We start from the raw sequence: 26,018 nt of genomic DNA, 5'->3' as shown, positions 1-26,018 counted from the left end.
CTGACTTATGTTTACGATTGACGCTCACCTCGACCTGAGCATGAACGCCATGGAGTGGAACCGAGACCTGCGGCAGCCTGTAGCCCAAATCCGGGCGCGGGAACACGGCATGACGGATAAACCCGACCGCGAGAAAGCAACCGTTTCGTTGCCCGATCTCCGCCGGGGAAACGTAGGGCTGGTTGTGGCCACTCAGATTGCCCGTTACGTTGCGCCGGATAATCCACTACCCGGCTGGCAATCGCCCGAACAGGCCTGGGCACAGACGCAGGCGCAACGAATCTGGTATGAAACGATGGTCGAGGCTGGCGAGATGGTTCAAATTCGTGATCGGGCCAGTCTGGAAAAGCACCTGGCGGTTTGGAACAACGGTGAGCCCAATGATACAAAGCCGGTTGGCTATATTCTTAGCCTCGAAGGGGCTGATTCATTAGTAACGCTTCAACATGTTGAACGGGCTTACCACTACGGTCTGCGTGCTATCGGGCCTGCGCATTACGGTCCGGGCCGATATGCGCAGGGAACGGATGCGACCGGTTTTATGGGGGCGGCTGGTCAGGCGCTGCTCAAAGAAATGGAGCGGCTAAACATCATTCTGGACGCTACCCACCTGTGTGATGACAGTTTTTGGGAAGCCCTGGATTATTTCAATGGACCCGTATGGGCGAGCCATAATAACTGCCGGGCTTTAGTCAACCATAATCGTCAGTTCAGCGATGAGCAGCTTAAAGAACTCATTGCCCGCGACGCCGTGATTGGTGGAGCGCTTGATGCCTGGATGATGGTACCAGGCTGGGTACGTGGTCAGTCTACTCCGCAATCCACCAATTGCAGACTATCCATTCTCATTGACCACCTCGATCATATTTGTCAGCTGGCCGGTAACGCCCACCACATTGGCATTGGCTCTGACCTGGATGGAGCTTTTGGGAAAGAGCAATGTCCCTATGATCTGGAAACGATTGCTGATTTGCAGAAAATTCCAGAGCTTCTTAGCGGACGAGGGTACTCGGAAGAAGACATTCAGAACGTCATGCACGGTAATTGGTTACGCTTTTTACGTAGGATCTGGCAATAAACGATACAGGCTCTTTGCGAAGGGCTTTTGACTTGAGCGAATCAACCTGCTATTGCTATTCCAGCCTAAACATGGCTAAGATGCGTTGATGTAACTTATGACAATAATTTTATTCTAAATAGGAGTCAACAGTCTGGAATATTATTTGCTAAATGCATATTCTATTCACTAGATCATTAAAATAGTTTATAAAATTACTAATTATGGTAACTAGTAGTTTTATTTATTCGTAATAAATAGCTTTTAAGCCGTTAGCTACTTAATTTGTCAGCATATTTGTAAGGGCATATTTGTTTACCTTTACACTCTACTCTTGCCCCCAATTCTATATTTTATTCTATTTATGCGAAGACTACTTATACTCCCTATAATGTTGGTTCTACCGGTTCTTGAGTCAGTCGCTCAGACGAATTACGTGGCAACGTCGCCTGCATCCTCTGCACCTGGTTCAGACAATACGCTGGTTGGCGTAGGAGCTGGTAACCTAAACATGAGTGGCGCAGGCAACCTAATGATTGGCCGGGGGGCGGGCATAGCCAACATGGCAGGAACACAAAATGTGTTCGTTGGGGCTAGTGCCGGAAATCAGAACTCGTCAGGTCAGGGTAACGCATTTCTCGGCTTTTCGGCGGGCTTCTCCAACGTAACAGGAAACAACAACACATTTCTCGGATCAGGGGCTGGTTACACGAACTCGTCCGGATACAACAATTTATTTACAGGGCAGCGGGCTGGGTATTTCAATAAAGACGGGAATAACAATGCGTTTGTCGGTACCGGTGCCGGTTATGCGAACACGAACGGTTCAGACAATTCCTTTTTAGGCTCTGATGCGGGCTCGGCTAACAAAACAGGTAGCAATAACCTGTTTATGGGTTCACTGGCCGGTGCCAGTAATGAATCCGGAAACAGTAATACGTTCCTGGGCAGCAAAGCCGGGGCTGCTAACGTGGGTAGCTCACAAAATACATTTATCGGCTTTGAGTCTGGAAACAGCAATACCGGCGGGAACAATACATTTATCGGATATCAGGCGGGACGTAACAGCCAGACGGGTAGCGCTAACGTATTTATTGGGCTTACCTCAGGCTTCAATAATAATTATGGAACAGCTAACCTATTTATAGGCCAACGGGCAGGCTTTGGTAATACCGGAGGTAACTACAATACATTTATTGGTAGCTCATCGGGCGAAGGCAACACTGTAGGCGCTAACAACAACTTTATCGGAAACGGGGCTGGCCTTGCTAATACGGAAGGCAACTTCAATGTGTATATCGGTTCGGCAGCAGGTAGTAAAAACCAGCGTGGGGCCAATAATGTAAGCATTGGATCGTACGCCGGGATGGAAAACGTCGATGGTAGTAATAACACCTTTGTGGGCCATAATGCTGGTGTTCCAGCGGGCGCGGGTTTACAGAACGTTACGGTGCTGGGCTATAATGCACAGGCTACAGCTTCCAATGCGGTGATTCTGGGAAACAACGCGAACGTCGGTATTGGTAATACATCCCCGAACGCGAAGCTGGAGATTACCCAGGGAACGGCGGGCAACAGTGGACTCCGTTTCACAAATCTGACAGCGTCGTCAACGGCGTCGGCCTTAAATCAAACCAAGTTTTTAACGGTTAATGGACAGGGAGATGTTGTTTTAGGGAGCATTAACGGATCTGGCCGTCTGGCTGCCGAAACCGATGGCTTATGGAAAGCTGAAGGAAATAATGTGTATAATACCAATGCCGGAGGTGTTGTATTGGGTCCTGGCGTAACCAACACGCCAGACGGATACCGCCTGTATGTGGCGGATGGTATCTTAACGGAGAAAGTAAAAGTAGCCGTTAAAACTACGGATGATTGGTCAGATAAAGTGTTTGCCGATCAGTACCGCTTACGAACAATCAAGGAGGTTGAGCAGTATATTGCTCAGCACAAACACTTACCTGGCGTACCCTCGGCTGAAGAAGTCGTGAAAGAAGGGGTAGATGTTGGGCAGATGCAGGCGAAACTCCTTGAAAAAATAGAAGAGCTAACCCTGTACGTGATTGAGCTTAAAAAGCAGAATGACGCACTTAAGAAAAAAAGTAGTCAGCTCGAGCAACGTGTTAATAGACTAAAAGTTAAATCGGCTAACTAATATGCGAGTCCTGTTCACATTGATTGGATGCTGTATGGTCCTAACCTGTATGGCGCAAAAAGCGGAACGGTCGGTACGGCTTCATACTAATTATAACGACGCTACGTATCGTCTGGAACAGGCGGTTGAGACGATCGAAGCCGTTAATACAGTTGAGAAAATAGCCGCTGTCGATTATCGAGCAGGTCAGTCAGTAACTTTATTGCCAGGTTTCCAGGCGAAAGCGGGTAGCCGCTTTGTGGCTTCAATCAAACCAATGAACGCCACCGCCGAACTCTCGATGCGGCTGCTAGCTTATCCAAATCCATTTGAGCAGTTCACGACCATCGAATATTACCTACCTGCTGACAGTAAAGTGAACTTATGGATCGCTGATGCTCAGGGCAAAATTATCAAGCAGATCATAACCAATGTGGAGTTAAAGGCTGGAAAACACCAAGTCAATTGGCAGCCTGATGTAGCGGCTCCGGGTGTATACGTTCCTGTTATAGAAGCCAATGATCAGAAAGTTTCCGGTCGTATTGTGAGGAAATAATTAGACTACCAGCGATAGAGGGGCCCTTGCGTAAAGTGAGGGCCTTTTTGTTATTTGCTTATCTTTGGCTTTTCTGTCGATCAATAGCCGAATGCATCTATACCAACGAAGGTGGTTTTTAGCACTCATAGTCAGTACGTTTCTGCTTCAGGCCAGCGTCGCCCAGCCGATCCGGCAGCCTGACCAGTATTCTGTCGAACTTGGTGGTTACGTATCGTCTTCAGTGACTACTCCGTTCTGGTTAAGAGCAAATCAATACGGCATCGTACCCTATCAGTCGCCAGCATCAACCATCCGGGTCGGCATTTCCAGTGACTACGATACGACGTACACAACCAATAAACTACAGCCTCGTCGTAAGTTCGATATGGGCTACGGCATAAACGTAGTTGCGAATTTCGCAGCTAATCCACTTTCGTACGAAAAATCGGTTCTCTTGCCCGAAGCGTACGTAAAAGCACGGTATGGTATTTTTGAAGTGTATGCAGGGCGTCGGCGTGAACGGTTCGGTCTGGCAGACTCAAGCTTGTCATCCGGTTCATATGCCTGGTCAGGTAATGCCATGCCAATACCTAAAATTCAGGTGTCGATACCAACGTTCACGCCTATTGGCTTCACAAAGGGGTGGATCGCTATTCAGGGAACGTACGCACATGGGTTTTTGAGCGCGAATGGATTCATTCGTAACACAATGCTCCACCAGAAATCGCTTTACTTTCGATTAGGGCGCGAGAAAGATGTTTTACGCGTATACGGTGGCTTTAATCATCAGGTGATCTGGGGTGGACGTACTGACAAACTAAAGGGCACAGGTTTGGTGCCAGACGACGGTAAGTTACCGTCAAGCCTGTTAGACTACTATTACGTTGTGATCGGTGATCGGTTTAGCCGGGCTGATTCGAGTGTGTATACAAATTTTGAAATCACGAACCGGGTAGGTAATCACTTAGGTAGTATTGATGTTGGGGCTGAAATAGATTTAGTCAGGCACACCCTATTTATCTATCGACAAAATATATACGAAGACGGCTCTTTGTTTTCCTTAATTAACATAGCGGACGGTCTGAACGGCCTCCGAATACGCCGAAATAATCCGAACGCGATTGTTAGAGATATACTCATTGAATTTTTAAACACTACCAGTCAGGGAGGGCCAGAATTTATAATTGATGATCCTAAACGTAGAGGAAAAGATAACTACTTTAACCATCAACAATACAGAGATGGATGGGCGTATCGACAGCATACAATTGGCACACCATTTGTTCCGCCTGCACTTGGTCCTAACAATGAATATCCGTCTGGAACATTTACCCTTAATAACCGTGTACGTGTGCTTCATATTGGCATAGCAGGCAATTTACCTATATTGATGTCGCTGCTTGATAGTCCCATCACTTATCAGGCTAAATTATCATTCAGTCAAAATTTGGGGACGTATGATGTGCCCTATTCATCGACTCGTAATCAGTTTTCGGGCTATTTAGGGGTCATGGCACCGCTTCAACTGTTAGGGGGACTTGAGTTATCAGCTAGGGTCGCTGCCGACCAAGGGGCACTGTACAGGCAGAGTGTGGGGGCTTATTTTAGCATACGTAAAACGTGGAAATCCACTAAGGATGATTAGCTTTGCCACCCTAAGTGATTGATTATAAAATTTCTTAGTTACCGAACGCAGTTATCCTGCATGACTGTGTCTGGTAAGCCGTACAATAATATTCACGCCAACACATCAACCGAATACGCTACTTTAGCGTACTAAGTTTGGTATTGCGCTATCCAGCTTGGCGGGTAAAGTCACAAACATGAGGCATCGTTATTCGATATTATTTTTTCCGCTTCACATATTCGTTGATTTTCTAAGTCTGAATGCAGCGTTTGTTGGAGCTTACTGGATTAAATTTGGCACTTTAGATGATGTTTCTAAATCGCCATACGCGTCTTTATGGTGGCTTTTTAATTTTATATGGTTAATAGAAATTTTAGTACTAAAACCATATATCTATCCTCGTCAACTGTTCAAAGTTGATCACCTGATCAAGAAACTTTTAATTCTTTTAGTAATCCACGTAGCTGTTATCTCTGTTTTTTGGGTCGCTATAAAAGGATATTATTATTCCCGCGAGCATCTACTAATTAGTTACGTATTATTCACAAGTTTAGGCACAGCCTTTAGAATTGGCAGCTTACTCTTTTTACGGGAATACCGCGCTCGCGGTTACAACAACCGGAAATATGTGATTGTCGGTTACGGTAAATTAGCTGCTACAATTCAAAGTTTTTACGAGACACATCCCGAAATGGGATTTCGGTTTTATGGATATTTTGATGAACCTAACGTCTCTAATGCCAACTTGCTCAAAGGCAGTTACGATGAATTGTTAAGTTACATTAAAACCGAGGGGATTGATTGCGTCTACTGCTGTATGCCCTATATAGACAGCATAAGATTGAAGACCATTGTTGATCAGGCAGAGAATGTCGACTATCAGGTTAAGCTACTGGTTGATTTCAGAGGCTTTTTAACAAAAGGAGCCTCAATCGAGTACCATGATTTTTTGCCGGTACTAAATTTGTCTTCACAGATGCTGGCCGATTTTCGGGTAAATACCCTGAAACGTGCGTTTGACGTAATCTTCTCTTTAAGTGTCCTGATTGTGGGGATGCCAGTGTTTTTGCTACTGGCCATTATTACGTTGATAACCTCCAGAGGGCCTATATTTTATGCACAGGAGCGTGTAGGCAGACATGGTAAGCCATTTCATATCTACAAATTTCGCAGCATGTACGTCGATGCTGAGAAATCGGGGCCTGTTCTCTCAGCCGGTTTGTTAGACAGCCGTATTACGCCTTGGGGTCGGTTTATGCGCCAGACCCGCCTGGACGAAATTCCTCAATTCTTTAACGTGCTGAAAGGCGACATGTCGGTGGTTGGCCCGAGACCCGAACGCCAGTTCTTCATCGATCAGATTGTCGAAGTCGCGCCTGAGTACCGGTCCTTATTGAAAGTAAAGCCTGGCATTACTTCGATTGGCCAAATCAAGTTTGGGTACGCGGCTAGCATCGACGAAATGGTGCAGCGGTTGCGTTATGATCTGCTTTATCCCGAACGGCGCTCATTCTTATTCGATATGTGGATTATTGCCCAAACGCTCCGGGTGATGGCACAAGGGCGCGGCAAGTAATAAAGCCGCTTTACGACCTTATAGAATATAGTATCAGCCTCATATCCAACGTATCTTCTTCGTACCAGCCCTGTACATATAGAGTGATAACGCCTTTATTTGCTAAACTTGGTTAACGTACCGTATTGCACTCACTTCAGTGGGCATTTCTCCCTGCTCTTTCTATGCTAGTCAATTGTCGATTTTCACTATGCGTTATTGCCTTTTTAACTACTCTGGTATCTTATTCTCAACGCGTAACTGAATATCGGCTGGAAGTAGGAGGGTTAGCGGCTACGGATCAAACCCCATTTTGGCTACGGGCGAATCAGTATGGTACCGTTCCACTACGTGGTCCGTTTGTTCGGCTAAACGCACGCTTACATTCAGATTATCGAGGGGTTGACAGCACGAGTCGCAAGCGCCTAGTTGATTGGGGATACGGATTTGATGGCGTTATTAACGCCGGTACAACGACACAGGCTCTTTTAACCGAAGGATATGTAAAAGGTCGGCTAGGCGCTTTGGAGCTGTACGTTGGCCGTCGACGTGAAATAGTCGGTTTAGTCGATACCCTGCTGACGACTGGGGCCTACGCCTGGTCTGGTAATGCCCTACCGATACCGAAAGTGCAAATTGGCTTACCTACTTATACCGATATTCCGTTTACAAAAGGAGTCGTTTCTGTCATGGGTGCAGTCGCTCATGGCTGGTTTGAAAACACTGACCGCTTGGTAACGGGTTCTTACCTGCATCAAGCTTACTTGTATGGGCGGCTGGGAAAACCTTCGTGGCCTGTCCATTTGTATGCCGGGTTCAACCATGAAGTAATCTGGGCTGGCTATTCAGAATATTTGAGTCCGATCGTAGCAGTAAACGGCAATCTACCTTCCAGCATTCGTTATTTTCCTGCGGTTGTCTTGGGCACCCGAGGGCTATTCGATCCAAATGATCGGAACGTAACGTCGTTTGAGGATAACCGGATCGGTAACCATTTGGGTTCGGTTGACGTAGCTGCCAGCGTAGATTTACCGAACTGGAGCCTATATGCTTACCGGCAATTTCTTTACGATGACGGGTCGCTGTTTAATGCCACAAACTTGGTTGATGGACTTAACGGCCTGCGCATTAAGAACCTGAAGCAACCAACAGGGGGAGGTTTCTCTCTGCGGCAACTATTAATTGAATACCTGTTCACAGGTAGCCAGGGCGGTGACATATTTGTAATCGATGACCCGAAACGACGCGGTCGCGATGATTACTTTAACCACAGTCAGTTTATTGACGGATGGACTTATTACGGCCGTACGATTGGAACCCCGTTTATAACTGCGCCATCGGAGGCTCGTACTTCACTGCCATTTCGAACCGGTATCGTAAATAATCGGGTCAGCGTGTTCCATATTGGTGCCAGCGGGCTATTATTCAACAAAATTGAATTACTAACCAAGCTATCATACAGTCTTAATGCTGGCACATATGCTACGCCGTATGTAACGGTACCGACTCAATTTTCGGGCTTGTTAACGGCTTCCGTACCGTTAAACGTTTTGGGTGGAACTATGCTGAATGGGTCCTTTGCCGTAGATGCAGGGGGATTGCTGCCTAACAGTATCGGTGGCTACATAGGCATCCGAAAGACCGGATTGTTGGGCACAAGGTCTGGTTCTTCCAGTGCTCTTCGCTCACCAACGCGTTTTCGGTAAAAGCAATCTGTAGTTTTTAGCTTTTCCTCGATTTAATCCGTGGAAAAAATGGCCGCTAAGGGGGAATTACTATTTTTGTGAAGTTGGTCGGTATAATAAGTGTGAAATAGCGAGTGCGGATGGTGCGGATGAATAGTCTTTGGCATTGGTTTAGTTTTTTAGTTTTAGTTAGCGTAGGCGTATCATGCGGGCAAAACTCGCAGAAAGAGTTGAACCGCTCCACACGTGCGCTACGTACTTGTGCCGATGGGCAGTTGCTTACTGCTAACGAAGAACAGGTAATCCGTAGGCAAATAAACGCGGACGAGAAAACCCGGCAAATCGAAGAAATTATTCATCAGAAAGTCCGTCAGGGCTTTAACGGCAATGTGCTGGTTGCTCAGAAGGGGATTGTCTTATACAAGAACTGTTTCGGCTTAGAACACTTCGAACGGGGACAGCGAGACTCGCTGGTCGAAAATTCTAAATTCCAGCTAGCTTCCCTCTCTAAAACGTTTACGGCAGTTGCGACGCTGAAATTGATCGAAGCCGGTAAACTTAGCCTAGAAGATACAATCCAGAAGTTTTATCCCGATTTCCCATATCACGATATTACGATACGTGAGTTACTGTGTCACCGTAGTGGCTTGCCCAATTATGCATACGCGTTTGATGATAGCATGAAGGTGAACTTCTATAAGAAAGAAAAGCCATACCCAACCAACGCGGTCATCATGCACTGGTTTGCTACGGTTAAACCAACGCCAAAGCGGTACAATGTACCTGGTCGTGGCTTTAGTTACAGCAATACCAATTACATGGTCCTGGCGTCCATCATTGAAAAAGCGACTGGGCAGAGTTTCGAAACATTCATTCGAAAACACATTTTTGAGCCGCTGGGTATGCACCAGACTTTCGTGGCTACCACTAAGAACGATTCGATTAATCTGCATCGAACAGCAGGGTATCAATGGAATCGACGAATCCCTAAAGATTATTACGATGATGTCGTTGGCGACAAAGGAATTTACTCGACGACGGGTGATCTATTCCGGTGGTACCGCGCACTCAACAGCGACTGCCTGTTGAAGCGCCAGACGCTCGCCGAAGCGTTCGTTCCCAGGAGCTTCGAACGTAAGGGAGCGAAGAATTACGGGTATGGCTTCCGGATGATGCTAAACCAGGTAAACAATCAGCCAGAATACATTTATCACTCAGGCTGGTGGAAAGGATACAATACAATGTTCTGGTTTAGCCCGAAAGATGAATATGTCATCATTATGCTGGGCAACCGCTACAATAAAACTGTGTATCGAGTCAAAGAACTTGTCGATATTTTGAATGAGGGAGCCAAAGCCCAGTCAACGGATGAGGATACTGAAGTAGAAATATGAGTAGAGCCGACCACAAGGTCGGCTTTTTATGTTTTAACCCAACTTCTGTCTTTAAGCCATCTATGCGCTTTTCGCTCCTTATTTTTCTTTTCTCTACTGTGCTTACTCAAGTTGCCCTATCACAGGAAGTAATAAATCTCTGGACCGATGGAGCTGTTCCGAATGCTATCCCGGGTGTACAAATTCCGGAGAAGTCAGAAGCCGGAAATGACGGAATTCAGCGGATCAGTAACGTATCAGTGCCCACAATTACGGCTTACCTGCCTTCAAAAGACAAGGCAACTGGCGCGGCAATCATGGTTTGCCCTGGAGGAGGATACTCAATTCTGGCGTCGGGCCACGAAGGCGAAGACATCGCTCGCTGGTTCAATACCCTGGGTATAGCCGCTTTTGTTCTGAAATACCGTTTGCCTAATGAGAAAATCATGACCAATCAGCAGGAGGTGCCACTAATGGATGCCATGCAGGGCATAAAGCTGATCAGGCAGAATGCCAATCGGTATGGTATACAAGCCGATAAAATTGGGGTTATTGGATTTTCGGCGGGCGGGCACTTAGCTGCTACGCTTTCTACGCATTATCACCGGGGACCGCAGGCTAGTGAACAGGCAAAACCAAACTTCTCAATTCTAATGTATCCGGTTGTTACGTTCGGCGACAAAGCACACACGGGTTCGCGTGACAAACTACTGGGTAAGAACACATCACCCGAACTGGTTGCTTACTACTCTAACGAACTTCAGGTCAGTAGTCAGACTCCGCCTACATTTCTGGTTCATTCGGAAGATGATAAAACAGTGCCGGTAGAAAACAGCATTCTGTACTATCTGGCATGTTTGAAAAACGGCGTACCGGCGGAGATGCATTTGTACTCAAAGGGCGGACATGGGTATGGGCTACGTACCGCAAAGCACGGTTCACTTGCTAACTGGCCGGAGAGTTGCAAGGCCTGGCTAGCTTCGATAGGCGCCATTAAGTAGCACTCAACTAAGCGTGTACGTTGCATCAGAAATTTCTGGCCAAAACTGGATTGGCTTATCTACTGTTTACGCCTGACTTTTTGCCTGACCCGCTGTGTTCACAGCGGGTCTTTCTTTTTCAGCCCACTGAATAGTATAACCAAAAGATAAGTAACCAGCCTATACGTTTCTGGTTGATGTATAGAGCTGCTACTACGAGAGGAGGCTTGCGTTTACTGGATTGGTAGTAGCTACTTATTTGTTCAACGTTAATTATAACTAGACAGCTTATGAAACCTTTATCTGGAAAAGCCCATCTTTTGGGCATAGTCCTGGCAGGAACCTTACTCGCCTGCGATAAAGAGGACGAGGTATTTAATGCTCAGATTCCGGAGACAAACAATCAGCCGACAACAGCACAGGTACAAGGCAATGTGTTTGAGCCAGCTCTGGTACCGGCTACCAACGAACGCATCGCCCAGCTTAAAGTACCAGCGGGATTTACCATTTCTAAGTTTTCCGATCAGCTCGGAAAGCCAAGGATGTTAACCGTGAGCGAGTCTGGAAACGTTTACGTAACAAGCCGCGAAGCGGGCACTGTTACGTTGCTGCGCGATACAAACAACGATGGTCAGGCTGACCAGAAGCAGGTCGTTGCTACCATTAAAGGAGTTCATGGCCTTACAATTCACGGGGGCAAAATGTATCTCGTAGCGGTCAAAGAAGTGTATACCGCTGCTATAAATGCGGATGGTACTTTAGGAACGCCCCAGCAGTTGATTAATAATCTGCCTGACGCTGGTCAGCACCCTAACCGTACAATTGCTTTTGGACCTGACGGACTGATGTATATTACAGTAGGAAGTACCTGTAATGCCTGCGCCGAACCAAACGCTGAAAACGCTACGATTCTACGAGCGAATCCGGACGGTACAGGCCGAAAAATTTATGCGAGTGGTTTACGGAACACGATTGGCTTTGGCTGGCATCCGGAGACAAAAGAACTCTACGGCTTCGACCACGGCATCGACTGGTTAGGCGACGAACAGCAGCAGGAAGAACTCAACCTGATTAAAGAGGGGGCTTTTTATGGTTGGCCTTATATATACGCCGATGGGAAGTACAACCCGCATCCGCGGCCAATGGGCGACAGTACATATGCCCAATATCTATCAAAGACAACCCTGCCTTCCCTTTTGTACGAAGCACATGCCGCTCCGCTTGGGATGATCTTTTACACGGGTAATACGGCGGCTGCAAGCAGTTTCCCCGCGGAGTACCGGAACGACATATTCGTTACCATGCGGGGTTCCTGGAACCGTACGCAACCGTCGGGATATAAAGTAATTCGCGTGCATTTCGAAGGTGGTAAGCCGGTGCGGTCAGAGGACTTTGTGACTGGATTCTTAGTTGACAACAATCAGGCGCAGTTCGGCAGGCCGGTGGGAATCGCTATTCTCCCAGATGGCTCCGTGTTGTTCAGCGACGATAACAATGGCGTCATTTATCGAGTCAGCTATAAGAAGTAGGTGACTCGATATAGAATAGGGGTAAGCGAATCAAACCTTCGCTTACCCTTTCTTTTGTCAAAGCTACGTAGAGCCTCCACCGCTTCACGGACTTCTGACAGCTCAACCGTTATATTGTACACTTCACGCGACACACCATTGAACCTACAGGGGCAAATCAGGTATTTCGGGCTTCAAACCGTTGAAAGTTCCTAACTGGACCCCTTATCCATGCTAGTTCGTATAGTAGCTGTTTCTTTTCTCGCCGTATTCGTCGGCTTCGTTTTGACCATAACGTCCTGCCGCGGGCAAAGCGTATCGTTTGGACTGAAAGTTGGCGCTAACTTTTCTCAGCTCAATACACTCGAGTTTCGTACCCCTAGACTCATGGCCGATGGCATGCCAGTCTTGTCGGGCGGTCAGGTGGTGTATGATTTCTTTCAGCAAAATGACTCGCGTTCGATGGGTATAGTCGGTGGGGCTTATCTACGAGTTGGGAAGCGGGTATTTATTCAGCCTGAATTATTGCTATCGGTTAAAGGAGGTAAATTTGATTTAGTACGTCAGGGCATACTGACCCAACAGATCGATGTTCGGATTACTATGTTCGATATGCCGGTATTAGTTGGTTTTCGGGTAGGACCGCTACGTCTAAATGCAGGGCCGATGGCTTCGCTCACCATTTCAGAAACGAATAGCCTCAATGACGCCTTTCGCCAGTACACTTCACAGCCAATCAGTAAGACAGTAAAGCAGGCTATCTTTGGCTACCAGGCCGGTGCAGGTGTATCGTTAGTCGGTTTGCAGCTCGACTTACGTTACGAAGGGAACCTATCGGACTTCGTGGCAGCAGGCCTTAAAACGCCCGCTAATGACGAGCGCTTCTCGGCAAAAACAAATCTGTGGCAATTAACCGTTGGCTTTGGTTTCTGAATGAATGCAACGTATCAACCCATCTAAGCAATATTCACAGTATTTATAAGGGTATAGGGTCATTAACTAAAAAGTCACTCTGTAACTCCGCTTGACCATCGTAGATCACGGGTTCGTTGTTAGCAGTGCCTAGCACGCGTGGGGTAACAGTAACAGTACCTACTCCATTGGCAAACGTAATGGCAACAACGACTCCACTAATATCTAAATACGATGGATTCGTTACGTTCTTGTCCAGCGTAATAATTGTGATTGAAGGCGCATCGAATGCACCGTTCAAACGCTGGTTTACCAGAACCTGGGCCTGAAAAGACAAAGTAGCCGCAGCCCCCGAATAATAGCTACCAGCCCTAACGACGCCATCCAGCCAGACTCGGTAATAACCACCATTTGTGTTATTAATGGCTTGCTGGTTCGCTTGTAAAAATTGCAGGGCTGTAACTGTAGCTACAGCGTTGTTTGTTCCTGCTGACGTATTGTTGTTAAATAGCTGATGGATACGTCCACCGCGCTTCTCGAAAGGTTTAGACGTATTAAAAACGACATTAGTTGCCCGTTTGAGCATATTTCCTGTCGTGATGAACTGATTACTGGTAATATCAAAGCAGGTGATTTCGCTGTTCGATATAGTACCGCCCGCTGGTTGGTTACCTCCTCCAATAGGTGCATGGTAGAGAACGTAACGGTTTGAGCGTTCGGTGGGCAGCGGTAACGAAACGCGCGCTTTAAGGCCAGCGACTATAGAACCCGTCACATCGATCAGCTCCGTATTGGGTGCCGTTGCGTTGGCCGTTACAATGTCGATTTCACTGCTACCAAAACCCGTGTCGCGTGCCTGGAGCAGCCTGGAGTACGACTCTACAGTTGCGTGTACTTTCAAATTTGTTGTAAAGCTAATGCACTGAATAGCGGTTTCGTTATTGCCCGTATTGGCCACAATACGTCCTAGATAGCCTTGAAAGTTTACGCTGTTTGTGCCAATCAGCACCATGGCGGGTTGTCGCCTTTCCAACCCCTGTAATGACGTACCATTTATGCTGACCACACCCATAGAACCTGCGCCGGGCGTGAGCGTTTGAAAAGGGCTGACAGCCGTGTAATTAATTCCTGTTGCACTAAGACTAGGATTGTTGCTAAGAATAAGCGGGGTGTTGGCAATTAATCGGCATTCATGAATAAAGAATTCTTCACTGCGAATGTTAAGCAAGCCTACTGACCCAAAGCCGTTGTTAGCCGAAGGCGAATCAGGCATTTGTATATAGCACTTTCGAATCCCACAATTTAACCCACCTGCATTAGTCAAGGCAAACTGTACACCGAGAGTGGAAGGAGTAGGGCTGTTTGACGGTATAAAGGTGAAATTTTCGCAGCCAGAATGGGATGATCCGCTAAAATCAAATATGGGTCGACTTCCTGTATTTCCTATTATAATAGAATTGAAGTAAGAACCTCCATCTCCCACTAACCATATTCCGTTTTTCCCGGTTAGATTTATAGAATTAGAAATTAAATAATAACCTGCTGGAAAGTAGACAGTAGCTAAGTATCTGGCAGACGGATTAGCGCTTAGCGTACTTGCAAAATCTATTGCTCTTTGGATTGCAGCAGAGTCATCAACGGATCCATCACCACGAGCTCCAAACTGAGGATCTTTAACATTTACTGGCATAAGTGGTAGTGTAGGCCATTTTTAGATATTGTAAAGTTCTTTAACGTAAAAGGCAAATTATATGTTATGAATAACCCCCCATACGTTACTCAGGAAATTAAGCAGGTAAAAAAACATACCTAGCACACAAATCTATTTACTCACTTATCTATACTAGATTAATGTTAACTTATTGAAATATAGGTACTTAATATTAAAAAATAGGTTGGCTATGTTTATGGAAACTTCACTTGAAAGTAATAACCAGTAGCGATATGCTAAGGCTCAGTCTGACAAGTTATCATAAGGGCCCGCCCGGAAAGTAATCATCACAAGATAGATTTATTACTTTTGCGGATATTATAGGGTAGATAATGAAAATAGCTTTAGTTCAGGATGGTTTAATGTGTCAGGCGGGTGGAGAACAGGTAGCCAGATGCTTTCACCTCGCTTTTCCAGACGCTCCGATTTACACATTGTGTTATCAGCCCCACCTTACTTTCCCTGACTTCCAAAGCTGCGACGTTCGTCCCTCATGGCTACAGTATATAGCTAAGACGGATAATACCATGAAACGGCTTTTCTTCCCACTAGGCGTAATGGCTATGAAAACGCAGGACGTCACAGACTTCGATGTTGTGTTGATGTCAGGTACGCACTGCGCTAAATATGTAAAAGTTTCTGATAAAGCGTTAGTAATCAGCTATAGCTTCACTCCGTTTCGGTTAGCTTGGGACCCCATGTCCTACGCGCAGTACGCTCAGTCAAAAGGGTTGAAACGGGCCATTTTCGACAAGGTATTAAATATTTTAAGAGGTGTTGATTTCAAAGCGGCTCAGCGCCCTGACTATTACGTAGCAATGACTGAAGAAACAGCTGATAGGCTGCGGAATTCATACCAAATCAAAAATCCAATTCAGTTAATTAATCCTCCGGTTAAGGCTAATAACTTTTATATATCTCCTAAAAAGAAAGACTATTATCTGATTGTATCCCGTTTGGAAACATACAAGAAGGTAGACCTAGTTATCGAAGTCTTCAATGAGTTAAAGTATCCGCTGATTGTAGTCGGTAAAGGGTTACAGGCAGACGAAATAAAAGCCATGGCGGGACCGAACGTTACGTTTTATAATGGCCTGTCGGCCGAAGAACTCGCCGAGTTATACGCAAATTGTAAAGCGTTTCTCTTTCCGCAACATGAAGATTACGGGATTACACCTTTAGAGGCAAACGCGTCGGGCCGACCCGTAATTGCTTATGGCGTAGGAGGAGTATTGTCGACTCAAATTCCTGTTAAAGATAACCCCGCTGCAGCAACGGCTATCTACTTCAACCAACAAACTAAGAAGAGTATAATTGACGCTGTTCAGAAATTTGAAGATATAGAACACCAGTTTGATTCAAATTTCATACGACGACATGCTGAAAGTTTTGACGAGTCAAGATTCATTTCTCGCATCAGAGAATTTGTAGTGGAGAAATATAGTTTACATAAGCGTTCCACAAAATTGGTTCTCCGGAATGAGTAGCATGAAATCACTTACAGTTTAGCTAAGCTACTGATAGCCCATTCAGCGGAAGTTTTCGTAACGATTGCTTAGGCACTTTAGCGAAACGTCATTATAGAGTTAATATCCGTATCTTTTTTCTAGGCGTTCACCCATCGCTAAAGCATAATCTCGATCAAAGGGACTGCAGCAGGGCTATCTGCTTAATTAGCTGAATGAAAACCCGATACCAAAAAACGGCCTTATATGTCGAGGGTAAATTATCGTTTACAGCACTTAACTCTTTTATAGGTATCTGTCCTGGGCCTAACAGATCAAAGGCTTAATCTAACCATCTGTTAATCAATAGCAAAAATGAAATATTACGCTTTTTCGCCGACTCGTTTACGATCCAATTGATTCAAGGAACCTAAATTAATTCGTTCGAGGTTGCCATTCTGTTTCTGTGCTCATAATTGCAATAAACGACCTGTCACTTGAGCACTCCTATGCGATCCCGTCCAGAATGGGCACCCGTTCGTAGCGGCTATAAAATTATTCCATTACTTAGCGTAAATCGTGTTTGCACTTACGTTTGAGGTCGAAGAAGGGCGAACCGGTTCACCGGAGCGATTGCAACCTACCGAGAGTTGCACAGTGGTTTTCATTGTCTGTTCATGTCTTTGTAGTTTGATCAATACAAATATGCCAGGACTCTCTATCCTTCTTAATTTTCTAAAAATCTCCACAAGATACTAAAGCAAAAATGGGTTATAGTCCTTCAGGAAAAGAAATCCGTCTTTTTCAAGGTCAATTACATATCAATAAATTTGCTATTTTTGACTGTTTCGCAAAACCATATTAGAAATGCTTTTTAATTCTTTACAGTTTGCTCTATTTTTTATTATTATTACTAGTGCATACTATCTTATACCGCATAAGTATAGATGGATATTACTGCTGACAGGAAGCTGTTATTTTTATATGGCTTTTGTGCCAATATATATAGTTATATTAGGCTTTACTATTGTAATTGATTATTTCTCTGGTTTATATATAGAACGCTCAGAAGGTAAAACTAAAAAGATTTTCCTAATTTCCAGCTTGTTTGCTAATATTCTAGTATTAGCTGTATTCAAATATTTTAATTTTTTGAATTATAATTTGGATAGCCTATTGGCAAATGTTGGCCAACATACACCTTTTCCGTTCCTTACAATACTACTACCAATTGGCTTGTCTTTTCACACTTTTCAAGCAATGAGTTATACGATTGAAGTATATCGAGGTAATCAAAAAGCAGAAAAGCATTTTGGTATTTATGCGCTTTACGTAATGTTCTACCCGCAGTTAGTAGCGGGTCCAATAGAAAGACCTCAGAATGTATTGCATCAGTTTTATGAGAAACATTATTTTAAAGCTGTAAATATTTCAGAAGGATTAAAGTTGATTGCTTGGGGATTATTCAAGAAAGTAGTAGTTGCAGACCGACTCTCTATAATTGTTAATAATGTTTATGGAAATCCTACTCAATTTGAAGGATTTCCTTTGATATTTGCCACTATTTTATTCGCGTTTCAGATATATTGTGATTTTTCTGGGTATTCAGATATTGCACTCGGAACTGCTCGAACAATAGGATTCAGGTTGATGAAAAATTTCGATAGACCCTACTTCTCCAAATCAATCTCGGAGTTTTGGAAGAGATGGCATATATCATTATCTACCTGGTTTCGCGATTATCTATATATACCTTTAGGTGGAAACAGAGTGACCCGTTCGCGCTGGTACTTCAATTTATTTGTAACCTTTTTCATCAGCGGATTATGGCATGGTGCAAACTGGACTTACATAATATGGGGGAGTTTAAATGGTATATATCTAATAATAGAGAGCATAACTAAAAATTATAGGAGAAAAGCTTACAGTTTAATAAGAGTAAATGAAAGATCACTGTTTATCTCCACGATAGAATTAATTAGTACATTCTCATTAATATGTTTTGCATGGATTTTTTTTCGTGCCAAAAACGTTCAAGATGCTTTATATATAACCTCACACTTATTCTCAAATTTGGTAAGTAGTGTCAAGCAATTAAAACCAGGTTTACTAGGATCGACAACGTATGACTATATAATTAACTTTTTAATGCTATTTATTTTGTTCGCCATAGAGTATTTACAAGGTGCAAATTACATACAAAGCTACGTTAGTCGACAAAACGTAATAACGCGAGTATGCGTATACTCGTCTCTTATTCTGTTGATTTTAATGTTTGGTGTTTTTGATATCCAAGAGCAGTTTATTTATTTCCAATTCTGATGAGACAATTAATAAATTTATCGCAAAAAATATTTTTAATAGTAATCTTTTGCGCTTTATCAATTTATGTAGTCACAAGCCTTTTATCATCATTTTCTCGGAATGAATCGAGCTATCTAGCTGCTTCTTTAGATAAAGAGAAATTACTAGATAGTATTAATTATCCTAGAATTATATTTGTTGGTGGATCAAACTTAGCTCTTGGGTTAAATAGTAAATATTTAAGTGAAGAAACGGGTTATTCTGTGATCAATATGGGTTTACATGGAGGGTTAGGTTTGGATTTTCCACTAAATGAAGTTAAATCAAAAATTCGCCCAAAAGATATTGTCATCCTGTCGATCGAGCATTTTCTGGACAAGCCAGACAAGAAACTTTTAGCACAAATAATAGATATCAATCAAAATGCGCAGTCGTTGTTGGCCCTTTCATGGATAGATAAGGCGCAATTGATTATCTTCAATCTTCAGCGGTCTATAAGTAGCTCTTATTATAAGCTTATAAACAGACAAAAAGATCCCATTTATTACCGCGAAGCTTTCACTAGTCAAGGGGATTTAATTAGTCATTTTGGTAAGCCTAAACCAGCATTTGTAAGTGGAGGTGTTGTATTTTCCGATACAAATTACTCTAAGGGTATTGAAAAGATTAACATGTTTATTGAGCACTGTCAACGAAAAGGAGCTAAAGTTTATTTTATTTTTCCTGCGTATCAAAAGTCAGCATATAACCTTAATGAGATTGCGCTCAGAAAATTAGCTCATCAATATCAAGCTTATTTAAAATGCTCAATACTCGGTGATATAGAAACTTTCGTATTCGACGATAAATACTTTTTTGATACAGTTTATCATTTAGATAGCGCTGGTGTGCAAAAGCGTACAAAGATTGTCTTCGATTTATTACAACAGGCTCAACCTAAGATCACCTTTCCGAAGAAAAATTAATTCTATCGCTTTAGTTATCGACCCGTGAATTAGTCTGTAAAGTCGCTAGCCTATTGAAGTTGCTTATTCTTGATGAAAGCCACAACCGCGTGCTACACTCTTTACAGATGTACTCACGGATCAATAAATTTTTGAAGAAAATCTAAAGCTAGTGCAAGTCTTCTACCAAAAAAGAAGATAAGCTTTATTATTGGTCAATTCGCAGGTTTATATTTCTTAAAATATATTCGCTTTGTTAGTGTATACAATAAGATACATCTTGATTTGATTTTCGTTAAAAGACTATTCGGGCTTTTTTTTCTATCCTCTGTAGGACTAGCGTTACCCTCATGACGTCTAAAATAAGACAATGGTTCTTGTATAAATCTTACAGTATACAAAATGTCTGCTAAAAGGCCGATCCATATATCATGATATACATACATTTTTTCTAGCTTGAATAACTCTGGCGGAAAAGGTAAAGCAACTTTTAATAAGTGACTATGGAATGCCATGCAGTTGCCTAAGTATGTATTTTTAACTATATTTTTTATAAATCCTTTCCTTGAGTTAAATACTTCAAAAAACGACTCACGGTGTATGAGCGTGTCTTTACCCATAAATAAACAGTTTGTTACGACAAGGTCTACGTCTTCTAACTCCTTTATTACTTTTTCAACCTTGTTACGATGCCATACATCATCTTGGTCAGAAAGAAAGATTATATCACCTTGAGCACGCTTTAGAGCATTTTCGAAGTTTGCTATCACAGACCTTCTTTCATCGTTGTAATATAACCTTATTCGGGTATCATTTATTTTTCGGATAATCTCTACTGTCTTGTCAGTAGAATGGTCATCAGATATAATTATCTCATCATTTTTATCTAACTGAATCAATATAGAGGATAACTGTTCCTCTATGAACTTCTCTCCGTTATATGTGGCTAAACACACACTTATCATTATTCTTTAAGTTTGTGCAATTTGAAAAAATTGATTTTAATTTTCGTATCCAACTTGAAACGAGAGAGAGGATACATAAAAAATATGTACACAAATATTATACTAACATACACTAAGATTGCATATTCAACATCTGTTATCAACGTAAAGCAATTGTAAGACATAGCGTAGCTAAAAGCGTTACCAGCTTTACCTTTAATTAATGTAGAGCGTAATTTAGCTACTATGTATGCACAAAATAGTGTGTAAGGGACTATGTACCAATAGCCTAGAACAGCTATTTGTAATGGCATGATATAATTAGGACCTGCAGCTACGTCAATGTCTAAACCGCTATCTATTTCGTATAGTCGCCAACCTACACTTTTCGTACTTACTCCAAAAAGTTGACCTAAAAAAATGCCAAAAGCCGACTTCAAATAAGCAAGCAGTCCTGTGTCAAGATATCTTTCGGCATTATTAGTGAGGTATATATCTAGACCATCCCCAGCAGATATTATACGGTCGAATATAATTAGAATTCCATCAGTTAAATTAGAATCTCTACTATAAAATGAACTTACAATAATAGCTAGCACAAGGCTAAATGCAATCATAAATGCCCCATAAAAATTAACTTTTCTACTCAAGGTTTTGCTTTCAAATTGGCATTTAAGTATGAAAGCACCAATTCCAAATATAAATGTTAGTGTTGATGATCTACCGCCTGATAATATATCAGTTATTAAATTAATGATTAATGCTAACACTATCCATCTCTTCCATTTATGTTTCTTCGCTAAAAGAACGAAAGAGAAATAGAAAAAGAAGGGGGATGCGCCAATTTTAAATATGAATTGGAGTGGGTCACGACCTTCTAATGCGTAAAAGCGGTATAGAAACCACTCAATAGGTGTTTTATTGTAAGCAAAAATAATGAAATCTACTTTACTGTATATTGTTAGAACGAGTGCTAGTAAATACAAAGATTCGATCTTAGAAATTGATTCGTAATTCTTTATATCTATCTTTCTATTAGATGAATTTTTTAAAAAAAACCATAAAAATAAAATATATAAAACAAAAGAAAGAATGAAAATTATTACGCTGGAACTTATTCCATGTTTATATACATATCCGATAAGCAAAGCAGTACAACTTGCACACCAAATAAAGTGAAAAACGATTGGGTCTATAAGAGAGCTTATATTTTTTTTAAATATTAAAAATAAAATGCTAAGAACACCTATAAGTGCTATAAGCACTACGACTACATTATATTTTTCGTAATAGGTCATAATGAATCCAATATTTAAGCCGTAATACTGCAGATATTATGATATTCATAGCTCTGTTATAGTGCTTGCTACGAATACGATTTGTTTCATGTAAAGATTTTTTGTCAACCGAGCTGATACCACTCGAGCCACAAATGGCAATACAGGTATTAATTTGTTGGTATGCCCTTTTCTGTTTATATATAAATAAATTTAAATCATAATCAGACATTATTTTTTGCGCAGTGTCATATCTAAACGTATCAAATAATCGCCTGTTATAAAAAGCACTTTGATGATGTATTGTATTACTAAGTGCCATTTTTAAGTTTATCGACGATGAAAACTGTTTTCCAGTGTCTGTCCGTATAACGCCAAATACAACATCGTAGTTAGATATTAATTGCTTACTCACTTCATTGAACGCCCCATCGCACAACTCATCATCTGCACCAAGAAAGTAAAGCCATTGACCTTTTGATATATCGATTCCTTTATTCATTGCATCGTAGATTCCCTGGTCTGGTTCACTAATCCAATAACTTATAGAATCGTTGTATCTACGGAGGATATCTGTTGTACCATCTGTACTTCCACCGTCAATGATTATATATTCCAGATTTGTCTGTTGCTGTATAACACTAAGGATACTTTTTTCTAAGGTATTCGCTGCATTATAGGTAACAGTTATTACACTAATGAGAGGACTATTCTGCCGGTAACTTTCGCTGGTCATACGTGTTGGTACAGGCCGATGGTTTCCTCGACAGTACGTGTCCAGGAAAAATGTTTCAATCTCTCGTTGCCTTTCGCTATCAAACTCGCTCGGAGCGAAGAATCAGTCAAGATTTTTTCAATCGCATTGCTGATCGAGTCATTATCCGTTGAATCCATATATAATGCAGCATCACCGCCTACTTCTGGTAGTGAACTACTATCAGTCAATACGTTTGGGCATCCGCAGGCAAATGCTTCGAGTACCGGTATCCCAAAGCCTTCATATAAAGAAGGAAAGATAAAGGCGATAGCGTGTTTGTATAAACTGACTAATTTCCTATCATTGATAGGCTGCTGCTGTACCCTGGACGTAACGCCTAGATCAGTAATCAGTTCCAGCTCATTTTTTGTGAACGCTCCTCCGCCCGCACAGATTAGATTGATATCGTGGCGCTTAAGCAGTGGAGCGATTGCCGTTATTAATTGATTGAAGTTTTTATAAAACCCGCGATTACCTACAAAAAGCAAATAAGGGCATCCGGTATTAAGAGATGTATCATCTTGCTCGGCGTTATTTACAAGTAACGAGTTCGCTAAATGAATTACCTGTATTTTCTCTGGGCTTATGCCATAAATATCAATAATATCTCGCTTCGTGTTTTCTGAGATGGCGATTAGCTTAGTAGCGTTCACAATGACTGATTTCTTCCAGTGTACCATCTTTTTGTCATGAGCCAGCTCCTTATAAACGGTTGAGAATTTTTCATGAATCATATCCAGTACAGTTATTACGTAAGGCTTATGCTTTACGTAGTCTAGAAAGTACGGGTCATAATAGGTAGGGTGAAGAATATCGAATGTGCCTTTTCGCAGTTGATTAAGACTGCTTTGCTTATTTATTAAATAAAGTAGATTATTTTTTTTAGGAAATTCTATTCCGCTTAAAAAAGGCTTTGCCCATTCAGGAGACAAATAGGCGTTGTTAGAATATTTTATGGCTAATTTAGCTTCATGATTAAACGTACTCTCATTTATACCTACAATTAATTCTTTAAAGTATCGCGATATACCACCATAGTTTTGCAGCGAGAAAGTTTGATGATCAAATAATAGTACCATTGAACAAACTATGATTATACGAGGCTTTACTGGGCTATGTAATTCTTGATTTTTGCTTTAATAAAAGCATAATCTTTGTCCAGTAAAGTTTGATTTTTTTTGCCCATAGAGTTGTATATACGGGCAATTCGAGGATGAGAAACAACTTTAAATAGCGAATGGTTTATTTTTTTGCGACTAAACATGTGAATATGCTTGTCATTCCAGTAGTAATCAAGGTTAAACTTGTCCGCTAAGGCTTGTAAGGAAGCTCGGCTATAAAGAGAGATGTGCTGGCCAGTCTCTGGCGTAAAATACCACCAAGATTCAGGAGTGATATCTGGCTTCGGCTGAACAATTGTTGAAAACAAAATTGTGTCACTTAACGACAGCATCTTCGCCATTTCGGCAACCGGATCAACCAAATGTTCAAATACTTCAAAAGCAGTTAACAATTCAGCTTTAAAGGGGGGCTTATCTTCTACATCGAATGAGTCGGCGAATAAGTTGGCACAGTGTATATCGTAGCGATAAAAATCCAATCCTCGGTCGCGTAGCATACGAACCAGCATGCCATAACCACCGCCGTAGTCAATAAAGCTAGCCTCTGAATTATACCACGTATTAACCACGGCCTGCACTACAGGAGCCATCACTAGATTACGCTCTACTAACCCTATATCGAGTTGAGTGATTGCTGAGTTATACGCTTCATCCAGCCAGTACGGGGACTCCGTGAACATGTGCTGACATGTATTGCAGCGAAAGTACTGAACGTTATACTTAGCCAGCACTTTTATAATGCTATACTCACTGGCAGTCGATTCACAGATTGGACAAGTCATCGTATCTAGTATTACCGGTTCCAAATTCCTTTTGCTGTTCCAGCTATGAGCTTGTCAATTTGAACTTTGCCAAAGATTGAACAAGCTAGTAATGATACAGCCGTTGCTAAAATTACTCCGGCGCTACCCATGTTCAGGGTTTTACCGAAATAAATAGCCAGTGGAATATTTACAAAAGCAGAAAACAAAGCGTAGTACAGTTGCAGCTGTATCTTGCCGAGTCCATTGATAATCATGGCAATGATATTATTCCAGCAACTGACTACTATGAATAATCCCATGCAGATGTTCAACGACATGGGCACGATTACTCGCTGATCGACCCACACTTTATAGACGTAATCGGATGAAAGGACCATGGCTATAACTACACCGACTAGAATTAGCCATAACTTTTGCATGTGCCGGTGGCTTTGTTTCATCCACTCGACATCTCCTTTTACTGACGCTTCTGTAAAAGCAGACCAGTACGGAGTTATCGAAATCGCAAACATAGTATTCACTGCGTTAAAATAGCGGAAAGCTACATTATATGTTGTGACTTCTGACGGGCCAAATAATTGCGCTATCACAAAGTTGTCGGTATAAAACAGCACAATGACGGCCATCTGAATGACAAAGAACTTATAGCCTAAAGAGAGCAGGCCCTTAGCGTACTTAAAATCGGCGAAGTTCAGCGTAGGTCGTATCTCACGCAGTCGGCTTTTATATAGAAGAGTTCCGCAGATCAGCAAAACAAGTACTGGACTAAAAACTGTAACTGCGGCTAAGTAAACTAGATTACCGTTCGTAAATTGGGTTAGGCAGTACGTCCCTAGTAGTACAAACAGGTTGGAGAGGAGCGTTATAATGCCTACTAAACTAGAATCCTGAATGGCTAGCAATACGTAAGAAAGCACATCCAGCACTAATTTCATCGATACCGCCAATACTGTCATTAATACAACCGATTGGAGTTGGTTACTGTCGATAGTTGTATTAAAAACGAGTTGCCAGGGTACATATCTGAATATCAGCAGAAACAGGATGATTACGCCAAGCTGAATCAAGCCAAAGATGAGGTACGCTGTACTGACGTAAGCCCGAGCTAAATTAGTGTCCTGTCTAGACATAGCTTCGGCAAGTTTGTTACGTAGGCCGTTTCCAATGCCAATATCCATGAAAGCCAGCATGCTAACAATTGAACTAATTGTTAGCCAGGTTCCATACACATCTTTTGATAAATAGTCAATCGTTATAGGGACGATCAGCAACGAAACCAACATACCCATCCCTTTCGAAAATACACTTATGATTGTATTTATCTGGACTTTACGCGTACGGGGATGTACACGTTGGATATGTTCCATCAACTGAGCTCTCAT

The 26,018-nt window shown here is 42.5% G+C and carries 20 protein-coding genes and 1 pseudogene; 13 read left to right on the top strand and 8 right to left on the bottom strand.

From position 1 onward, the window contains the following. The first annotated feature begins 7 nt into the window (after positions 1 to 7). The 10 genes from ACYVIY_RS19370 (at position 8) to ACYVIY_RS19325 (ending at position 13,390) form a co-directional block, all read left to right on the top strand. Positions 8 to 1,078 carry a dipeptidase gene (locus ACYVIY_RS19370; RefSeq protein ID WP_460978041.1) on the top strand — a complete coding sequence of 357 codons (1,071 nt, stop codon included), beginning with the start codon at positions 8 to 10 and terminating at the stop codon, positions 1,076 to 1,078. A gap of 370 nt (positions 1,079 to 1,448) precedes the next feature. Further along, positions 1,449 to 3,212 carry a beta strand repeat-containing protein gene (locus ACYVIY_RS19365; RefSeq protein ID WP_460978040.1) on the top strand — a complete coding sequence of 588 codons (1,764 nt, stop codon included), beginning with the start codon at positions 1,449 to 1,451 and terminating at the stop codon, positions 3,210 to 3,212. A 49-nt stretch (positions 3,213 to 3,261) separates the two neighbouring features. Further along, the gene (locus ACYVIY_RS19360) at positions 3,262 to 3,747 is read left to right on the top strand and encodes a T9SS type A sorting domain-containing protein (RefSeq protein ID WP_460978039.1); all 486 of its coding nucleotides are present in this window, start codon (positions 3,262 to 3,264) and stop codon (positions 3,745 to 3,747) included. Positions 3,748 to 3,838: 91 nt separating this feature from the next. Next, positions 3,839 to 5,374 carry a capsule assembly Wzi family protein gene (locus tag ACYVIY_RS19355; protein ID WP_460978038.1) on the top strand — a complete coding sequence of 512 codons (1,536 nt, stop codon included), beginning with the start codon at positions 3,839 to 3,841 and terminating at the stop codon, positions 5,372 to 5,374. A gap of 178 nt (positions 5,375 to 5,552) precedes the next feature. Beyond that, entirely contained in the window at positions 5,553 to 6,932 is a 1,380-nt protein-coding gene (locus ACYVIY_RS19350) for a sugar transferase (RefSeq protein WP_460978037.1), read from the top strand. Between the two features lie 164 nt (positions 6,933 to 7,096). Beyond that, positions 7,097 to 8,617 carry a capsule assembly Wzi family protein gene (locus ACYVIY_RS19345; RefSeq protein ID WP_460978036.1) on the top strand — a complete coding sequence of 507 codons (1,521 nt, stop codon included), beginning with the start codon at positions 7,097 to 7,099 and terminating at the stop codon, positions 8,615 to 8,617. A 119-nt stretch (positions 8,618 to 8,736) separates the two neighbouring features. Further along, positions 8,737 to 9,990 (top strand): serine hydrolase domain-containing protein, encoded by a 1,254-nt coding sequence (locus ACYVIY_RS19340; RefSeq protein WP_460978035.1) that lies wholly within the window; start codon positions 8,737 to 8,739, stop codon positions 9,988 to 9,990. Positions 9,991 to 10,052: 62 nt separating this feature from the next. Then, positions 10,053 to 10,970: an alpha/beta hydrolase gene (locus ACYVIY_RS19335; RefSeq protein ID WP_460978034.1), complete on the top strand. Its 918-nt coding sequence runs from the start codon at positions 10,053 to 10,055 to the stop codon at positions 10,968 to 10,970. 269 nt (positions 10,971 to 11,239) lie between these two features. Further along, positions 11,240 to 12,478 carry a PQQ-dependent sugar dehydrogenase gene (locus tag ACYVIY_RS19330; protein ID WP_460978033.1) on the top strand — a complete coding sequence of 413 codons (1,239 nt, stop codon included), beginning with the start codon at positions 11,240 to 11,242 and terminating at the stop codon, positions 12,476 to 12,478. Positions 12,479 to 12,688: 210 nt separating this feature from the next. Next, positions 12,689 to 13,390: an outer membrane beta-barrel protein gene (locus tag ACYVIY_RS19325; RefSeq protein WP_460978032.1), complete on the top strand. Its 702-nt coding sequence runs from the start codon at positions 12,689 to 12,691 to the stop codon at positions 13,388 to 13,390. Between the two features lie 43 nt (positions 13,391 to 13,433). On the opposite strand, the gene ACYVIY_RS19320 is transcribed toward ACYVIY_RS19325, so the two are convergent. Beyond that, positions 13,434 to 14,642: a glycosyl hydrolase family 28-related protein gene (locus ACYVIY_RS19320; RefSeq protein WP_460978055.1), complete on the bottom strand. Its 1,209-nt coding sequence runs from the start codon at positions 14,640 to 14,642 to the stop codon at positions 13,434 to 13,436. Between the two features lie 177 nt (positions 14,643 to 14,819). Beyond that, positions 14,820 to 15,059, bottom strand: a pseudogene (locus ACYVIY_RS19315) (glycosyl hydrolase family 28-related protein); the annotation flags it as partial. A 548-nt stretch (positions 15,060 to 15,607) separates the two neighbouring features. On the opposite strand from ACYVIY_RS19315, the gene ACYVIY_RS19310 reads away from it, so the two are divergent. From ACYVIY_RS19310 to ACYVIY_RS19300, 3 genes are all read left to right on the top strand, one after another. Then, positions 15,608 to 16,567 (top strand): glycosyltransferase, encoded by a 960-nt coding sequence (locus tag ACYVIY_RS19310; RefSeq protein WP_460978031.1) that lies wholly within the window; start codon positions 15,608 to 15,610, stop codon positions 16,565 to 16,567. A gap of 825 nt (positions 16,568 to 17,392) precedes the next feature. Beyond that, the gene (locus ACYVIY_RS19305; protein ID WP_460978030.1) at positions 17,393 to 18,847 is read left to right on the top strand and encodes an MBOAT family O-acyltransferase; all 1,455 of its coding nucleotides are present in this window, start codon (positions 17,393 to 17,395) and stop codon (positions 18,845 to 18,847) included. Continuing rightward, positions 18,847 to 19,794, top strand: a complete 948-nt coding sequence (locus tag ACYVIY_RS19300) for a hypothetical protein (protein WP_460978029.1) — start codon at positions 18,847 to 18,849, stop codon at positions 19,792 to 19,794. The genes ACYVIY_RS19305 and ACYVIY_RS19300 overlap by 1 nt, the downstream gene beginning before the upstream one ends. A 194-nt stretch (positions 19,795 to 19,988) precedes the next feature. Here the strand turns inward: ACYVIY_RS19300 and ACYVIY_RS19295 are convergent, their stop codons facing one another. The 6 genes from ACYVIY_RS19295 to ACYVIY_RS19270 all read right to left on the bottom strand — a co-directional run bounded on the left by ACYVIY_RS19295 (position 19,989) and on the right by ACYVIY_RS19270 (position 26,018). Further along, complete coding sequence (locus ACYVIY_RS19295; protein ID WP_460978028.1) at positions 19,989 to 20,738, bottom strand: glycosyltransferase family 2 protein; 750 nt, start codon at positions 20,736 to 20,738, stop codon at positions 19,989 to 19,991. Continuing rightward, complete coding sequence (locus ACYVIY_RS19290; RefSeq protein ID WP_460978027.1) at positions 20,738 to 22,015, bottom strand: O-antigen polymerase; 1,278 nt, start codon at positions 22,013 to 22,015, stop codon at positions 20,738 to 20,740. Before ACYVIY_RS19290 ends, ACYVIY_RS19295 begins: the two co-directional genes overlap by 1 nt. Beyond that, positions 21,993 to 22,730 (bottom strand): glycosyltransferase family 2 protein, encoded by a 738-nt coding sequence (locus ACYVIY_RS19285; RefSeq protein WP_460978026.1) that lies wholly within the window; start codon positions 22,728 to 22,730, stop codon positions 21,993 to 21,995. The genes ACYVIY_RS19290 and ACYVIY_RS19285 overlap by 23 nt, the downstream gene beginning before the upstream one ends. Then, positions 22,727 to 23,830 (bottom strand): glycosyltransferase family 4 protein, encoded by a 1,104-nt coding sequence (locus ACYVIY_RS19280; RefSeq protein WP_460978025.1) that lies wholly within the window; start codon positions 23,828 to 23,830, stop codon positions 22,727 to 22,729. Before ACYVIY_RS19280 ends, ACYVIY_RS19285 begins: the two co-directional genes overlap by 4 nt. A 26-nt stretch (positions 23,831 to 23,856) precedes the next feature. Beyond that, positions 23,857 to 24,552, bottom strand: coding sequence for a class I SAM-dependent methyltransferase (locus ACYVIY_RS19275; RefSeq protein ID WP_460978024.1), 696 nt, complete (start codon positions 24,550 to 24,552; stop codon positions 23,857 to 23,859). A 113-nt stretch (positions 24,553 to 24,665) separates the two neighbouring features. Continuing rightward, complete coding sequence (locus ACYVIY_RS19270) at positions 24,666 to 26,018, bottom strand: lipopolysaccharide biosynthesis protein (RefSeq protein WP_460978023.1); 1,353 nt, start codon at positions 26,016 to 26,018, stop codon at positions 24,666 to 24,668.

The sequence above is a fragment of the Spirosoma knui genome (assembly GCF_054780635.1).
Note: the sequence above shows the minus strand (reverse complement) of the source record. Positions and strands in the feature narration are given on the sequence as shown.